Annotated in this window: 15 protein-coding genes; 8 read left to right on the top strand and 7 right to left on the bottom strand. The window is 61.7% G+C overall.

Translation table 11 applies throughout. From position 1 onward, the window contains the following. Nucleotides 1–35: 35 nt before the first annotated feature. Nucleotides 36–1,325 (bottom strand): citrate synthase, encoded by a 1,290-nt coding sequence (gltA, locus tag GR328_RS05695; protein WP_160883560.1) that lies wholly within the window; start codon nt 1,323–1,325, stop codon nt 36–38. A gap of 174 nt (nt 1,326–1,499) precedes the next feature. Beyond that, nucleotides 1,500–2,927 carry a glutamate--tRNA ligase gene (gltX, locus tag GR328_RS05690; protein ID WP_160883559.1) on the bottom strand — a complete coding sequence of 476 codons (1,428 nt, stop codon included), beginning with the start codon at nt 2,925–2,927 and terminating at the stop codon, nt 1,500–1,502. 142 nt (nt 2,928–3,069) lie between these two features. On the opposite strand from gltX, the gene GR328_RS05685 reads away from it, so the two are divergent. Continuing rightward, nucleotides 3,070–3,966 (top strand): DUF4131 domain-containing protein, encoded by an 897-nt coding sequence (locus GR328_RS05685; protein WP_160883558.1) that lies wholly within the window; start codon nt 3,070–3,072, stop codon nt 3,964–3,966. 45 nt (nt 3,967–4,011) lie between these two features. Beyond that, a complete protein-coding gene (locus GR328_RS05680) occupies nt 4,012–5,664 on the top strand; it encodes a recombinase family protein (RefSeq protein WP_160883557.1) in 1,653 nt (550 codons plus the stop codon). 204 nt (nt 5,665–5,868) lie between these two features. Here GR328_RS05680 and GR328_RS05675 read toward each other — a convergent pair whose 3' ends face one another. Continuing rightward, complete coding sequence (locus tag GR328_RS05675) at nt 5,869–6,165, bottom strand: DUF6626 family protein (protein WP_160883556.1); 297 nt, start codon at nt 6,163–6,165, stop codon at nt 5,869–5,871. A 74-nt stretch (nt 6,166–6,239) separates the two neighbouring features. Between GR328_RS05675 and GR328_RS05670 the strand changes: the two genes are divergently transcribed. The 3 genes from GR328_RS05670 to GR328_RS05660 all read left to right on the top strand — a co-directional run bounded on the left by GR328_RS05670 (nt 6,240) and on the right by GR328_RS05660 (nt 7,966). Then, nucleotides 6,240–6,602 carry a hypothetical protein gene (locus tag GR328_RS05670; RefSeq protein WP_160883555.1) on the top strand — a complete coding sequence of 121 codons (363 nt, stop codon included), beginning with the start codon at nt 6,240–6,242 and terminating at the stop codon, nt 6,600–6,602. 15 nt (nt 6,603–6,617) lie between these two features. Further along, a complete protein-coding gene (locus GR328_RS05665; protein ID WP_160883554.1) occupies nt 6,618–7,199 on the top strand; it encodes a hypothetical protein in 582 nt (193 codons plus the stop codon). Between the two features lie 377 nt (nt 7,200–7,576). Further along, nucleotides 7,577–7,966: a response regulator gene (locus tag GR328_RS05660; RefSeq protein ID WP_160883553.1), complete on the top strand. Its 390-nt coding sequence runs from the start codon at nt 7,577–7,579 to the stop codon at nt 7,964–7,966. A gap of 21 nt (nt 7,967–7,987) precedes the next feature. On the opposite strand, the gene GR328_RS05655 is transcribed toward GR328_RS05660, so the two are convergent. From GR328_RS05655 to GR328_RS05645, 3 genes are read right to left on the bottom strand one after another with little or no spacing between them, the layout of a single operon-like run. After that, entirely contained in the window at nt 7,988–8,356 is a 369-nt protein-coding gene (locus tag GR328_RS05655) for a hypothetical protein (protein WP_160883552.1), read from the bottom strand. A 53-nt stretch (nt 8,357–8,409) separates the two neighbouring features. Continuing rightward, the gene (locus tag GR328_RS05650) at nt 8,410–9,180 is read right to left on the bottom strand and encodes a Crp/Fnr family transcriptional regulator (RefSeq protein WP_160883551.1); all 771 of its coding nucleotides are present in this window, start codon (nt 9,178–9,180) and stop codon (nt 8,410–8,412) included. A gap of 1 nt (nt 9,181) precedes the next feature. Continuing rightward, complete coding sequence (locus GR328_RS05645) at nt 9,182–9,412, bottom strand: hypothetical protein (RefSeq protein ID WP_246215708.1); 231 nt, start codon at nt 9,410–9,412, stop codon at nt 9,182–9,184. A 294-nt stretch (nt 9,413–9,706) separates the two neighbouring features. Between GR328_RS05645 and GR328_RS05640 the strand changes: the two genes are divergently transcribed. From GR328_RS05640 to GR328_RS05630, 3 genes are all read left to right on the top strand, one after another. Continuing rightward, nucleotides 9,707–10,672: a site-specific integrase gene (locus GR328_RS05640; protein ID WP_160883550.1), complete on the top strand. Its 966-nt coding sequence runs from the start codon at nt 9,707–9,709 to the stop codon at nt 10,670–10,672. A gap of 87 nt (nt 10,673–10,759) precedes the next feature. Next, the gene (locus GR328_RS05635) at nt 10,760–12,739 is read left to right on the top strand and encodes an ATP-binding protein (RefSeq protein ID WP_160883549.1); all 1,980 of its coding nucleotides are present in this window, start codon (nt 10,760–10,762) and stop codon (nt 12,737–12,739) included. A gap of 1,052 nt (nt 12,740–13,791) precedes the next feature. After that, complete coding sequence (locus GR328_RS05630) at nt 13,792–15,177, top strand: ComEC/Rec2 family competence protein (RefSeq protein WP_425487019.1); 1,386 nt, start codon at nt 13,792–13,794, stop codon at nt 15,175–15,177. On the opposite strand, the gene lexA is transcribed toward GR328_RS05630, so the two are convergent. Next, complete coding sequence (lexA, locus tag GR328_RS05625) at nt 15,155–15,859, bottom strand: transcriptional repressor LexA (protein ID WP_160883547.1); 705 nt, start codon at nt 15,857–15,859, stop codon at nt 15,155–15,157. The genes GR328_RS05630 and lexA overlap by 23 nt on opposite strands. Nucleotides 15,860–16,113: the final 254 nt, after the last annotated feature.

Genomic DNA, 16,113 nt, shown 5'->3' with positions numbered 1-16,113 from the left:
CTTTCGGCCCCTTTCTTTTCCTATCAGGGTGACGCTTACCCCCGCTGGGCGACGGTCACGTAATTGCGCTCCGTCGGGCCGGTGTAGAGCTGGCGCGGACGGCCGATGCGCTGGGACGGATCTTCGATCATCTCGCTCCACTGCGCGATCCAACCGACCGTGCGGGCGAGCGCGAAAAGCACCGTGAACATGGAGGTGGGGAAGCCCATCGCCTTGAGGGTGATGCCCGAATAGAAGTCGATGTTCGGGTAGAGCTTCTTCTCGATGAAGTAATCGTCCTTCAGCGCGATCTGCTCCAGCTCCATGGCGACGTCGAGGAGCGGATCGTCCTTGATGCCGAGCTCGTTCAGCACCTCGTGGGTGGTCTTCTGCATGATCTTGGCGCGCGGGTCGTAGTTCTTGTACACCCGGTGGCCGAAACCCATGAGGCGGAACGGATCGTTCTTGTCCTTCGCACGGGCGATGAATTCGGGGATGCGATCCGGCGTGCCGATCTCCTCCAGCATCTTCAGAGCGGCTTCGTTCGCGCCGCCGTGGGCAGGACCCCAGAGGCAGGCGATGCCGGCTGCGATGCAGGCGAAGGGGTTGGCGCCGGACGAGCCGGCCAAGCGCACCGTGGAGGTCGACGCGTTCTGCTCGTGGTCTGCGTGCAGGATAAAGATGCGGTCGAGTGCGCGCGAGAGAACCGGGTTCACCTTGTAATCCTCGCAGGGCACGGCAAAGCACATGCGCAGGAAGTTCGAGGTGTAGTCCAGATCGTTCTGCGGATACACGAAGGGCTGGCCGATGGAGTACTTATAGGCCATGGCGGCAAGCGTCGGCATCTTGGCGATCATGCGCATGGACGCGATCATGCGCTGCTGCGGATCCGAGATGTCCGTGGAGTCGTGATAGAAGGCGGACAACGCGCCCACGCAGGCAACCATGATGGCCATGGGGTGAGCGTCGCGGCGGAAGCCGGTGAAGAACCGGTTCATCTGGTCATGCACCATGGTGTGGCGCGTGACACGGTAGTCGAAATCGGCCTTCTGAGCGGCGGTCGGCAGTTCTCCGTAGAGCAGCAGATAGCAGGTCTCGAGGAAGTCGCCGTGCTCGGCGAGCTGATCGATGGGGTATCCGCGATACAGCAGAACGCCCTGATCGCCATCGATGTAGGTGATCTTCGACTCGCAGCTTGCGGTCGAAGTGAAGCCCGGATCGTAGGTGAACATCCCGGTCTGGGCGTACAGCTTCGAAATGTCGACGACGCTCGGGCCGATGGTGCCCTCTTTCACCGCTAGTTCCACGGCCTTGTTGTCGACAGTGAGTGTTGTGTTGGAACTCATGGGTCTTCGACCTTTCAGCAGGAGGCCGGGCATAACCTAGAGCAACCAAGCGATCGGAGGAGAGGTCCCGGGCTTGGGCTGCCGGACCGAGGTCAGCCGGTCGGTGGGAGAATGGACCCTCGGTAGCTTATCCGCTGGATAGGGGCAAGCACGTCTAAAGACGGTAAGCGCCTGCTATGCAGCAGGCGCACCGCTCAACTGGTCTTGAAGCCGGGACAGGGTTTCATCCTTGCCGAGCACCGCCATCACATCGAAGAGGCCGGGAGAGGTGGCCCGGCCCGTAAGGGCAGCCCGCAGCGGCTGGGCTACCTGCCCGAGCTTCGCCCCGATCACTTCCGCATGCTCGCGTACGACGGCTTCCACGCTCCGGGCGTTCCACTCGTCGACGGCCTCAAGTTTCTCGACGATTCCGGCAAGACGCGCCCGTCCGTCGGCAAGGAGGCCGGCTGCCTTGTCGTCCAGCCTCAGCGGGCGCTGGGCATAAAGGTAGTAGGCGCTGTCCAGAAGCTCCACGAGCGTCTTGGCGCGCTCCTTCAGGCCGGGCATGGCCGCCAGCAGTTTCTCCCGGAGTTCGGGCGGGAATGTCGGGCCGAGGCCACGCTCAGGCCCGATCTCCGGGAGGATGACCTCGACGGCCTGCACGAGGTCCTCGTCCTGCGACAGACGCATGTAATGGCCATTGAGGTTCTCGAGCTTCGCGAAATCGAAGCGGGCGGGGGACCGGCCTATATTCTTGAGATCGAAGGACTGGATCATCTCCTCGGTGGAGAAGATCTCCTGGTCGCCGTGGCTCCAGCCGAGGCGCACAAGGTAGTTGCGCAGCGCAACCGGCAGGTAGCCCATGCTGCGATAGGCCTCGACGCCGAGCGCACCGTGGCGCTTGGACAGCTTGGCGCCGTCGGGTCCGTGAATGAGCGGAATATGCGCCATCTTCGGCACCTCCCAGCCCATGGCCTGATAGATCTGCGTCTGGCGCGCGGCGTTGGTCAGATGGTCATCGCCGCGGATTACATGCGTGACGCCCATGTCGTGGTCGTCCACCACCACGGCGAGCATGTAGGTCGGTGTGCCGTCCGAGCGCAGCAGTACGAGATCGTCCAGATCCTTGTTCTGCCACACCACGCGGCCCTGCACCTCGTCCTCCACCACGGTCTCGCCTTCGGTGGGCGCCTTCAGGCGGATAACGGGCTTCAAGTCCTTCGGAGCCTCGGAGGGATCACGATCGCGCCAGCGGCCATCGTAGCGGGACGGGCGTCCCTCCTTGCGGGCGGTCTCGCGCATCTCCTCCAGTTCCTGCTGGGTCGCATAGCAGTAATAGGCGCGGCCCTGGGCGAGCAGGGTCTCTGCCACTTCCCGGTGCCGGGCGGCGCGGGAAAACTGATGGACGACATCGCCGTCCCAATCGAGGCCGAGCCATTTCAGGCCATCGAGGATCGCCGCGATGGCAGCGTTGGTCGAGCGTTCCCGGTCCGTATCTTCGATGCGCAGCAGCATCTTGCCCCCATGCCGTTTGGCATAGAGCCAATTGAACAGGGCCGTGCGTCCCCCGCCGATATGCAGGAAGCCGGTAGGCGAGGGAGCGAAGCGGGTGACAACGGTCATCGCAGGGAACCTTGGTTGAAACTCTCAAATGATTGTGCGGCCTTGGCAACAGGCTCGGCTTCGTCCGGCTCATCCACAGGGCGGTTTGGGCCGAAGCGTCGGTTCGTCTAGCATGCAACCGCCCCCGCGTTAAGCCAAAGCCATGACGCAAGACAAGAATGGAGAGCCCAGCCGGATCCCGCGCAGCGTTGCGCGGACCGTCGCGCTGTCGCACCTCTCCGGTCGGGCCGTGGATTGGGGCATTCCGGACTGGCGGGATTGGCTGGGGCGATGCCTTGCTCAGGAGATCGGACAGCGGCGGCTCTTTCCCTGGCTTGCCGTCTGCTTCGGCATTGGGGTTTCCCTGTTCTTCCAGGCCGAGGAGCCTTCCCTCTGGGCGCCGCTCGGCGCCTTGGCGGTGTGTGGCGCTTCAGCCATGTGGTTGCGCCATAACCTCTTCGCTCTTGTCCTGAGCGTCGGCCTCGCGGCCGTCTTTGCCGGGTTTGCGGCGGGGATCATCCGGACGCGCACCGTTGCTGCGCCCGTGCTGACGCGCATCGTGATCGCGCCGGTCACGGGCTTCATCGAGTCCGTAGAGGAGCGGGAGCAGGGCAGGCGCATTCTGCTGCGTGTGGCGTCTCTGCAGGGCATCGGCGAGGCGGCGCGGCCGCGGCTCGTACGGGTATCCGTCCGCAAGGGCGAAGCGCTTTCCGCGGGTGAGTTCGTCGCAGGAACCGTGCGTCTGCTCCCGCCGCCGGAGCCCGCCTGGCCGGGGGGATACGATTTCGCCCGCGACGCCTATTACAAGGGGATCGGTGCCGTAGGCTCCTTCACGGGCACCGTGCGCCGCATCGAGCCGGCCGCACCGCCCGATTGGCGGTTGTGGCTTGCCGCCCGCGTGGACGAGGCGCGCAACGCGCTGACCCGCCGGATCGCGGCCTCCATCGGCGGCGCGGCGGGTGGGGTCGGCGCGGCGCTCGTCACCGGCAAGCGCGGGCTGATCGGCGAGGCCACGAGCGACGTGCTGCGTGCCGCGGGGATCTATCACATCGTCAAATGATACCCGATAAATTACTAAACGATTCCAGAGCTACCGGGGCCAACATTGAAGCACGTAAACCCTCCTGTCCAGACCCGACCGAAAGCCTATTCGTACATCCGGATGAGTTCCGCTCGCCAAATCAAGGGCGATTCTCTTCGGCGTCAGCTTGCGGCCTCGGAGGAGTATGCCGAGAAGCGTGGCCTATCTCTGGATACTACGCTGCGTGAAATGGGCGTGTCCGCTTTCGATGGCTCCAATCTGAATGGGGCGCTGGGCAAGTTCCTCACCATGGTCGAGGAAGGCCAAATCGCCAGCGGTTCTTATCTCCTTGTGGAATCGCTGGACCGATTAAGCCGCGATCACGTCCTAGATGCCTTGGAAATTTTCTCTCGCATCATCAGGGCTGGGATTGTCCTCGTGACGTTGGCTGACGGGTACGAATACAGCCGCGACTCGATCAAAAAGGACTGGACCCAACTGATCATCAGCCTCGCGATCATGTCCCGTGCGCATGAAGAGAGTGCCCTAAAGGCGAACCGCCTTCGCGAGAGGTGGAACACGAAACGCGGCCAGATCGCAGAAGTGAAGCTCACTGCTCGCGCGCCGTTCTGGCTAAAACTCAACGAAAAGCGGACTGGGTTTGACCTGATCGAGGATAGGGTGAAGGTCGTCGAGCGCATCTTCGACGAGTTCATTGGCGGGATTGGCAAGGGCAAGATCGCGTCTAGACTGAACGAAGATGGCATTCCTCCTTTCAGTGACTGGGGCGACGGTTGGCACGGTGGAACGGTCGTGAAGGTCATCCAGAGCCGTGCTGTTACTGGCTGGTTTCAGCCAAAGCGTATGGAGACGGTCGAGGAAAACGGTGTCCGGAAGAAGAAGCGGGTCCCAATGGGCGATCCGATCACAGACTATTTCCCGCGCATCATCGACGAGGACACGTGGCTGAAGGCCCAAGCTGCTTCCGAGACCCGACTGACCAAGGCCAGGGGCCAGGGCTGGACGCCCAACGCGGCAGGGCCGCGCGGGAAATATTATTCCAACCTTTTTTCCGGTTTCAGCCAGTGCGGCAAGTGCGGCAAGACGATGGTCTATAAGCCCGAAGGTCAGCGCCAGGATGCCATGCTTCGGTGCTCAAGGCTCCGCCGCAGCCAATGCGACAACAATTTCAAGTTCCGGTACGTGAAGCTGGAGCGTGAAATCGTGGGATGGTTCGCTGACCACGGCGTAAGAGTTGACGACACGCCTCCTCCCGAGATCAAGGAACTGGAGCGCCAGATCGCGGTCAAGCAACTGGAAATCGGCGACCTCACCCTGAAGATCGAACAGTGGATGGACCTGTACGATCTGAGCCCTACCGCCAGGGACCGCATCGTCAAGGCCGAAGCCCAGAAGGTACTCCTGGCCGGTGAGATCGCAGAGCTTGAGAAGCGCCTCAGGGCGATCCGGGTGTTAGCCTGGGGGCCTGAGCAGACGGCACAATTCAAAGACCTCATCGACCAACTAGACGAGGTCCCGAAGGACGAGCGCTTCGCTTTTCGCGCCAAGGTCGCTCAGGTCCTGCGCGAGTTCATTGAGCGCATCAGGTTCCACCCGAGCGGCGTCGTCGAAATTCGTATGCGCGCCACCGGACGCAGCCAGTACCTGAAGGACGGCGTGATGTGGGGCTTTTGGCCTAGCCGATGGGGACCGGAGCCTGAAGAAATCCAAGAGTAGCCGTCGAGAAGGGCGTCGATCTTGTTCATCGACGTGCTGCGCAAGGAAGCGAACCCTATAAACACCGTCGTCGAAAGAATGGAGTTTTATAGAAAAGGGAAGGGGATCAGGATATGGTTCTCGAACTCCAACCGCGCTAATCGAGCCGTGCCGCCAATCCAGCTTCCCATCGCCGGTCTCAAATTGTCCTAACCGGGTTGAAGTTCATCCGCGTCGAGCCAGCAGATCGGCCACCGCCGTTCCTTGGTCGATGGTGGCGATGACGGCCTCGATCTCCGTACGAATGCCTGCGGGCACCCGGTCGGCCACGGCCCGCAGTCGTGAACGAAGCCGGGTGACGGTGGCCGCTGGCACCTGCACGAAGTCACGGCCCCGAAGTTCGTAATCGCGCAAATACGTCTGGCCGCGCCCGAGCCAGCGGCGCGAGTAGTCCCGTTTGGACCGAACAAGGCCGAGGGCGCGCATCATCTTGTAGGCATTCATCAGGTTACGAGCAAGCATTCCAACCTCCGTGATAAATATCGCAGGCGCAGTCCGTCTTTGTTATCCTGCGCGTATTACTTGGAGACTGAGTTTTGCTGACCAATAATACTGAAGCTGACATTGCCAATCAGATTATCATCCAGCGCCTTGTTCGTCACTATTTATCGGAGCCTGATCGGGAGGTCTGGACCATCGAGGGCGCGTGCATCACGCCCCGCCAGATCGGCAGCCGCTACGGCATTCCGCGCGATGCGGTGACGTGGAGCTACCTGTTCGAGCACCCGGACCTCGCATGGTCTTTCCGGGTCCGCGCGGTCTGGCGTAACGGCGACCTGATGCAGCCATGGGCAACGCACACTGTTATCGAGGCGTACTATGACGACGAGGACCGTTACGGCGGATCGGATGGAACCCGTCTGGCCGTCCATGAATGGCTGCGGTCCTTGGACCTCTGACGCGGAGCCTTCGTCATGCGTCAGAACTCAGCACTAGCCGATGCGTGGGTGCGCGTCTTCCTCGACTTTCCCGCCAACTTCGCCGTCACCTTGAGCTACAACAACATGTACGGCGGCACCACGGCACCGGCCTTCCGCATCACGGACGATGGGGAGTGCCTTCGCCTCCCGTCATCCGGTGTTCCGGTGGAACCCGGCGTCAATCGCCTGCCGACCATTCGCAAGATCGCCCCGGAACAGGTCCAGACCGATCTCGATACGCTGGACTACTGGACGAGCCGCGCCCTGTTCGGGAAGCGGTTCAACCGGCTGCCCGCCGAGAAGCGGATGGGGTGCATCGGCTTCATCGAGCACGCCGACACCAACCTTCACTGCCACCTGCTCTGGCGTGTTCCTGAGACACGCGGCGAGGAGTTCGAGGAGCTTCTTGGCATGAAGTGGCGGGGACTGATCCAGTACGGTTCGTCCGACGTGCAGCGTATCCGCGATGAAGGATGGGCTCTGTACGTCTGCAAGGATCAGGTCGGCGCGGCGCTGGACAGCGACGAGGCCCTGTTCGTCTGGAACCGTTCGGCGGGACGCAACCCGCACCCATAGCTCAGCCCACGGGAGACCGGGGCTGCATCCGGCGCGGACCCTCCCTGCTCAGCGTTCAAACCGTTTCAAGTGGCCTCCCACCGGGAGGCTACAATGCCCTTCCTATGCCTGAAACCGAAGGAAACCCTCAGATCATCGACACAGCATAGTGATGGAATCAGGTCGGAGACGATCAAGCGGCGAGCTTGTCGAGCCAGCGGATCGGCTTCGACAGGTGGGGTGGTGCAGCGCGAAGCGATGCAGAGCACCGCCTCACAAACCTCGGATGACAACCCGTGCTGGCGATGTAGTCTCCGAGAATACCCCGGAATGGCCGTAACGGCTCAGTCCAACATGGGTGAATGTGGGTTTCCCTGTCGTCCTGTATCGGTCGTCTCATGTTTCCAGAAAGACTCACTCAGCCCCGCTGCCTCATCATCGAAGATCAGGCCCTCATTGCGATGTCTGTCGAGGCTTACCTTGAAGAAGTCGGCTTCGACGTGCAGGCGGTAGCCTCCATCGCACAGGCGCGGGAGTGGCTGGCAGACAATACCCCCGAGTTCGTCATCTTGGACTTCATGCTCAAGGATGGCCCTGCCACGGAGCTTGCGGAGGAGCTTCATCAACGCAGCATCCCCTTCGTCGTTTACTCAGGATACCCCCGGCACATGGGCGTGCCGTCCGAGCTTGACGATGTGCCGTGGCTTGAAAAGCCCATGAAGCGCGAGGAACTGTTGAAGGCCCTCGTGCAGCTATCGCTCAAGAAGCCAGACATCCGGCATTCCTGACCACTGGCTGACCTGTTTCGATCAGGTCTTGGCAAGTTTGGTGCGCAGATCGCGCAGCTTCTCTGCCGACCGAGTTTTCTCTTGCTGAACCTGTTGCTGGATGCGTTGCTGGCGCTCGGCTCTGGCGCGGGATTGCTTCGGAGAAAGGGGTGGCTGCGGCTGGATCGTCCCAGCCCCGCCCTCTTCCGCGAGATCAGCCGGAATGAGCCTGGGCAACTGGTATCCGTAACCCACGAGCCGGTGATTCCTGTCGGTCGTCCGGTTCGTCCTGGGGTCGTAGTAACCCAACGTTTTATGGCCGTGATCGGTGATGCGGTGGACGCCCCGGCTGTCGATCTCGATATGCGCCAGAACGCGATGGGACTTGGATTTCAGGGTGGTCTTGCTCATGCCGGTATTTAGCCCGCTCCGGATGGAGACCGGGTGGAGACCGGTGATCATGATCACCGGGGCCGCTGATCCAGATGGAGATACGTCGGATCGAAATCCGCCAAGGCGCACAGGCGATCCCAGTCGTTGATCTCGATGCGATCCCCTTTCCATGTGATCAGCCCTTCCTTTCTGAGGTCTTGGAGGACGCGGTTCACATGGACCGTGCTGATGCCGAGGGCATCGCCAAGCTCGGCTTGGGTGAGCGGGAAGTTGAACTCATCGGCCTTAGCGAGGCCGATGGCCTGAAGGCGGGTGTAGGTCTCGCACATCAGATTTGCCACGTGCTCGATGGCGGAGCGCCGTCCGGTGCTGAGGAGCCATTCGCGCACGATTGCGCCGTCGATGAGGGTACTGACCCACAGCAAGCGGGTGAGATGGGGGAAGTTCTCGGTGATCTCGTTCAGGGCCTCGTGCGGGACGAGAACCACCTTGCAGGGCGTGAGCGCCACCACGCTGTGGTCCTGAACCTTGAGCGGGAAGGCATGCAGATCAACGAAATCACCGGAGATGTGGAACGCCAGCATTTGGCGGCGGCCATCGCTCAGAGATTTGTACCGCGCGGCCCATCCGTCGAGGAGCAACGTCGAAAAGGACGGCTCGTCGTGTTCTCGGACCATCTCTTCCTTGGTCCTGAACTCCTTGATTCGGCCTCGGGCCATGGCCTTGTCGAGCGCCTGTTTCTCCTCCGGGGCAAGGGTATCGCGTTGTTCCAGCTTGCGGATCAGCGGGTTTGCCGGTGCCGTCGTGCTGTTGGTCTGATCGGGACGGTGGTGCTGTTCCATGCTAACCATTCCCATCAAATTGGCTCAGAACCCAGCGTTTGGCTTCTTCCGGATCGGTGAAGGTCGGATGCCGTTTGGTGTCGAGCGGGCCGAACCCGGCTTCGAGGAACCACTGCCCCCGCACGTCAGCGGCATGGGTATCGCCGTCGAGGCGCACCAGAACGGCGACAAGCTCGCCGTCCACCAGCACGAGCCGCCCCTCCCGATCTCCCCTGCCGATCATAACTGGCATGGGCTGTAGCTCGATTTTCCGCTCCATAACGGCGACCGCTCTGAGAATGCCAACGAGGTTCAAGCGCCGCTCCCCTGCGAAGTTCCATCGGCACTGGCGACGAGCGGAACCGTGTTGGTAAGCCGCGTGTTGGTTTTTTGAGGAACCATCGCCCCTGACCGTTCCTCCATACTTGGCAGACTTCAAAAGCCCGGATCACCTCCTTTCGGGCTTTTTTCGTGGCCCACAAGCGTGGCCGTAGACCGGGTTTCTAAGCTGTGATAATAAAAATGTATCCAAGCTTAGGAGTACCGCATGACCGCTCTCGTCGCCCCCGTCACCGGGACTGTCACCGCCCCGGTGGACCTCGCGGCGGCGGCGGATCGTGCGGCGGGGCTGGCCGAGGGTGCTCGCGCCGAAGCCACGCGGAAGGCGTACAGGGCCGATTGGCAGCATTTCGAGGGCTGGTGCCGTGCGCAGGGCCTCACGGCTTTGCCTGCGGCCCCGGCAACGGTCGGGCTGTACGTGGCCGCGTACGCGGACCGGCTCGCGGTGGCGACGCTCACGCGCCGCCTGTCGTCCATCGCTGTGGCGCACCGCCTCACCGGTCACTCTCTCGATACGAAACATGCCGCGATCCGCGATGTGATGCGGGGCCTGCGCCGGGAAAAGGGGACGGCGCAGCGCCACGCCGAGGCCCTGACCGTGCCGCTGATCCGGCGCGTCATCGACACCTGTGGTTCCCGGCTGATCGACATCAGGGACAAAGCGTTGCTGCTCGTCGGCTTCGCAGCGGCCCTGCGGCGCTCCGAACTGGTGGCCCTCACCCTTGATGATGTCGCCGTGGTGCCCGAGGGTCTGCGGATCACCATTCGGCGCTCCAAGGCGGATCAGGACGGTGCAGGCGAGGTTCTGGCGGTCGGGCGCACCGGCACCGTCACGTGTCCCGTGGCTGCGTACGAAAATTGGATTATGACTGCGCGAATTTTCGATGGCCGAGTGTTCCGGGCCGTGACCCGGCACGGTCATCTCCGCGACAAGATTTCGACCAATGCCATCGCGGAAATCGTGCAGCGCCGCGCGGCCCTCGCCGGTCTCGATGCACAGGCGTTCGCGGGTCACTCGATGCGGGCTGGGTTCGCCACGGCGGCGGCCACGAACGGGGTCGAGGAACGGGTCATCATGCGTCAGACTCGCCACAAATCGGCGGCGACAGTGCGGCGCTACATTCGCGATGGTGAACTGTTTCGGCGGAATCTCTCGATGGAAATTGGTCTATAGGCGGCTGTTAGGAATAAACATAAAAGCGGCACGACATTCTGCCGACGCCTTACTATCATCAAGAGAAATACAAGGGGCTGGGGGACTATGGCTGCACAGAGACTCAAGGTTGTCGCACAACCCGACACTTTCCATCGCATCGCACGGGCTCGCCCATTAAGCGCGATTGCCGAACTGATCTGGAACAGCCTCGACGCGGATGCCACCGAGGTTACCGTCTACTTCGATGAGACTGACATCGCGTTGAACGCCATTGTCATTGAGGATAACGGGGTAGGCGCTACGCCTGATGAGGCGAAAGACTTCTTTGGCAAGCTTGGGGGTTCTTGGAAGAAGCCGGGCGCTAGAACGAAAACGCATGGTAGAGTACTGCACGGCAATCTCGGCCAGGGCCGGTACAAGGCGCTGTCCGTTGGTCGATCAGTCTCATGGAAGTTCTTCTACGAGAGTGACGGCAGCATTTATGAATTTACCCTTGATGTTCTGAGCGATGACCCGTCTGAGGTTCGCACATCCGAACCGGTCCCATCCTCGCGCACAATGACGGGCTGCATTGTCAAGATCGGTGAGCCGCACAAGCAGTTCAGGAACCTTGATGGTGAGCAAGCGGCGAGCGAACTGACTGAATTGTTCGCCATGTACCTTGCCGACTACCCGGACATCGTCATCAACTATGGAAGCCATCGTCTCGACCCAACCAACGCTATCTCCAACCAGTTCGTTCTTCCTATTCCCCCGGAGGTTGCGTCGGATGGACAATCCGCACCTGCCGGTAAACTTCGTGTCATTGAATGGAAGCATCTGAGTAAGCGCAACCTGTACATCTGCGATTCCCAGGGCTTCGCGGCGCAGCAGGTTCCGGCGAAGTTTTCGTTCAAGCAGTTCTCGTTCTCGGCGTACCTTTCGTCTCCGTATCTTGATATCCTTGGCGACCAGAACCTCCTCGATCTTGCCGACCTCGATCCTCTTGCTGCTGAAGTTATCCAGTCGGCGAAGAGCTTGCTCAAGGAGCACTACGACGGCGAGGCCAAGAAGGAAGCTGCGCGAATGATCGCTGATTGGAAGAGCAGCGACATCTATCCCTACAGGGACAAGCCGAAGAACAGCGTTGAAGAGGCGGAGCGACAGGTCTTTGAGATCGTTGCTGTCAAAATCCAGTCTGCCAACGCCGAGTTAGCTGGCGCACCGAAAGCAGCCAAAGCTCTCCAGCTTGAGCTACTTCGGCATGCAATTGAAACCGGCCCCAATCAGCTTCGCGAACTTCTGGCGAAGGTCGTGGACCTGCCGAAACATGAGCAGGACGACCTAGCCGCGCTGTTGGAGGAAACGACGCTGTCCTCAATCATCGGAGCCGCGAAGGTTGTAACGGACCGGCTGAACTTCCTGCGCGGCTTGTACCAGACCGTCTACGAGTACAAGAAGGACGGACGTATCAAGGAGCGGACACAGCTTCATCGTATCCTCGTGAATAATCCCTGGATTTTTGGTGAGGAGTTTGCCGTTTCGACAGACGACCGCGACCTTACGGCAGTGCTCAAAGCCCATCGGCAACATCTCGACGATGACCTCGTGATTGACGAACCCGTCAAGCACATTGATCAGACGCGCGGCGTTGTTGACCTCATGCTCTCCCGCCTGCTGCGGCGTTACCGGAAGAACGAGGTAGAGCATCTTGTCGTCGAACTTAAACGGCCAGGAGTTCCTGTTGGGGAAAAAGAGATCGCGCAGATCAAGAAGTATGCTGCATCTATAGAAAATGATGGGCGCTTCTCGATCCGCAACGGCATTGTTTGGCATTTCTGGGTCGTGTCCGACAGCCTCGATAAGTATGGGAAATATGAAGTTGAGGCGGACACGACGGGGCAGGGGCTCGTACGTAACACCGCGACCGTAAAGATTCACGTTGTTACCTGGGACCAACTCATCGAGGACAACAAGGCCCGCTACCAGTTCATCCAGGAGCGCCTGAATTTTTCCGCCAACGACGAGCGCGCTATGCAATTCCTTCGCAAAGAATACGCGGCTCTGTTGGAGGGGGTCGTTGTATCCAGTGACGAACGCAAGTGACCTGCATAGGCAGGACGGTATCGCGGCTGCCATATTGGCGCGTGGCACAGTTCGAGCTTCGGCGTTACGAACGGGGCTGCATGCGAGACCTCGCCTCCATGGTGCAAGAGATTGTCCGTTGACAAACCCTTAGGCCATTTCCTGTCCTCGAACTGTCAAGTTCCCCTCCCGAGTACTCCTGAGGCCAACCGCGCCAGTGCGGCCAGGAGCCCTGGATCATCGTCGGTCGGTTTAGTCACGACCGGAGAGGGCGGGGATACCCTAACCGGCCCGCCTACAGATACGCTGGACCTATTCCAATTATTGTTTTTATCTCGCGCCACAGCTTCGGGACTATGTTTCATAACGGCTTCCGAGGCCGTAGGCGTAACTGTAGGCGCGGCGGCGGTTCCGTTCAGGAGTTTAAGCTTCCGAGCCAGCCATTCTCCAGCCTTGCGGAACCAGCGCTTCACGAAGTCCGGGAACGTGTAGGTGTAGACGTTGCGTCGAAGCGTACCCCGGTCGGATTTGCGAAAGAGCTTCTCTGGGACATGGCAGGTCACCCACCCCTTGCGAACCAGGGCTAACCGTCCCCGCCTGATTTGGCTCTCCCGCAGCCCGAGGCCGGGGTGTTTTTTGAGCCCATCTTTTACGATCAAAAACTCCCGGTCTTGGTGCCCGTGAAAGCGGGCCAGAAACTTGAATAGGGTGGCGGCCTCGAAGCCATCCCGGTCTCCCTCGAAGTCGCGTACGAGCGCTTCCTGGAGCCCAGCCGGGCACCAGTACACCCCCGCTGGGCACCAGCGGGTTCCAAACGGATTGTAGTTCTCCAACACATCTCACCGACCCGGACGGTCGTGACGAGGTAAAGCTCCGCCGTTGACGAAAATTCGTCTTGAGCAGGCGCGATCTGTTGGGTACGGTGGGTGCGCTTAGTACTACCGACCCTCGCGGTCCCAAGGCTCCGAAGATTCCCGTCTTCGGAGCCTTTGTTTTCGTTACCTTGTCACGCCATCCTCAACCAAAGTTGCACCTCGGCGACCCGGTTTCGAGGAAAATTTATCGGGTAAGACATTGTCTCCATCTCGGGCCTGCACATGGTTTTGGCAGCGGGCACATTCTTCTGGCTCGTACGCGCGCTGCTTGCACTCAGTCCCAGTCTCGCGCTGCTCTGGCCCGTGAAGAAGATCGCCGCCATCGCCGCGATGATCGGTGCCACGGCTTATTGCATCTTCTCCGGCTCGGACGTAGCGACGGAGCGCTCCCTCGTGATGACGCTGGTGATGTTCGGCGCGGTGCTGGCGGATCGCCCGGCGCTCAGCATCCGCAACCTTTCCATTGCCGCTCTCGTCGTGCTCGCCAGGGAGCCGGAGGCTCTGCTGGGGCCGAGTTTCCAGATGTCGTTCGGGGCCGTGGCGGCCATGATTGCTCTCGTGCCGCTCATGCAGTGGCGCTCATCGGAAACGGCATCGGCCTCCTTGATCGGGAAGGCCTTCGCCTGGGCGGCTCGCGCCGTCTGCGGTGTCGTTGCAACAACGCTCGTTGCGAGTCTCGCCACCGCTCCTTTCGCGGCCTATCACTTCCAGAGCCTCAATCCCTACGGCCTCGTCGGCAATGCGCTCGCTCTCCCGCTGGTGTCTCTCGTGGTGATGCCCGCAGCCGTACTCGGTGTGCTCTCCTATCCCTTCGGTCTCGACGGGCCGGTGTGGAAGCTGATGGGGTTTGCGGTCGCGCATGTGCTCGGGGTTTCCGCTTGGGTCAGCTCGTTCGAGGGCTCAACGGTTGTCGTGCCCGCCCCCGGGATCGGCGCATTAGCTTTGCTGAGCGCGGGACTTCTCGCACTGACGATACCGGTCTCGCGCTTGCGATGGCTCGCGCTCGTCCCGGCCGGCGCCGGGCTGGCTTTCGCCGCGGCACCGCAGCGCTACGACATCTATGTCGACCGGGACGGGGCGGGAGCCGCGATCCGCGCCGCACGCGGAGACCTCACGCTGGTGGGAAAGCCGTCCGGCTTCGTCATCGAACAATGGCTGCGGGCGGACGGGGACGGGCGCGGCGCCGGGGATGCCTCCCTCAGGCAGGCGGCGCGATGCGACAGGCTCGGCTGCGTCGTGGAAGCGGGTGCGCAGCGCGCCGTCGCTTTCGTTCGGGAGTTCGCCGGATTCGAGGAGGATTGCCGCCGCGCGGCTATCGTCGTCACGCGGCTCGAAGCGCCTGCATCCTGCGAGGCTCCCGTCGTTCTCGACCGGCGGGCTCTCGCCGAGCGCGGTGCCACGGCCATCGGTCTGGGAGGCGAGGCGGCGGAGATCCGATCGGTGAGGAAGGGACGGGAGGTCGTGCCATGGGCGAGCGGGACGCTGATCGCAGATTCTCCCGCAAAGAGCAGGCCGCGCGGGGCGCGGCCTGTTTCCGAGCTGGACTGGCCCGGAGAGGAGATCAGTAACGGCGAACCAGACTGACGAGCTTGCCCTGGATCTTCACCCGGTCGGGGCCGAGCACGCGGGTTTCGTAGGCCTGGTTCGCGGCTTCGAGTGCGATGGAGGAGCCCCGGCGGCGGAAGCGCTTGAGGGTCGCCTCCTCGTCGTCGATCAGGGCGACGATGATGTCGCCCGTATTGGCCGTGTCCTGCCTGCGGATCACCACGAGATCGCCATCCAGGATGCCGGCTTCCACCATCGAGTCGCCACGCACTTCCAAGGCGAAGTGATCGCCCTGGGAGAGGAAGTCGCCCGAAAGGGTAATGGAATGGCTGCGATTCTGGATCGCGGAGATCGGCGTACCGGCGGCGATCCGGCCCATGACGGGAATCGAGGCGCTGTCGCGATACCGCTCCTCGGCCACGGGCTGCGGCACGGGCTTCTTCTCGGCGAGGCCTCCCTCGACCACGCTTGGGGTGAACCGGCGCTGGCCGGCGGCTGCGCCGACGGTTTCGGGCAGGCGGATCACCTCGAGGGCGCGGGCGCGGTTCGGCAGGCGGCGGATGAAACCGCGCTCCTCGAGCGCCGTGATGAGACGGTGGATGCCCGATTTCGACTTGAGGTCGAGCGCATCCTTCATCTCATCGAAGGACGGCGGAACCCCGGTTTCACGCAGCCGCTCATGGATGAAGCGGAGCAATTCGTGCTGCTTGCGCGTGAGCATGACAGACCCTTACTGCTCCGAAGTGGAGCGATTCTGAAAACAAAGCGAGAACAGGTTAGCTGTTCCCGCTGTGTTCTGCAAGTCCACCCAAGGCATGCGGCTCTGGGGTGGGATTCCTGTTCTACAAGGGGGTGACCAGATGCCTGTTATCCGTTCACCTGGCTTCAGACGCTTTCCTCACCATGGTGCGCCGTCTTCCAGAGACCTCAGGCCCGCCTCGTTCTTGCGGTTCGTCGTCCTGAGTCTCAACCGCT

Origin of the sequence: Microvirga makkahensis, from assembly GCF_009830105.1 — a bacterium.
Taxonomy (GTDB): Bacteria; Pseudomonadota; Alphaproteobacteria; order Rhizobiales; family Beijerinckiaceae; genus Microvirga; species Microvirga makkahensis.
This window is presented reverse-complemented; position numbering and strand designations above follow the sequence as displayed.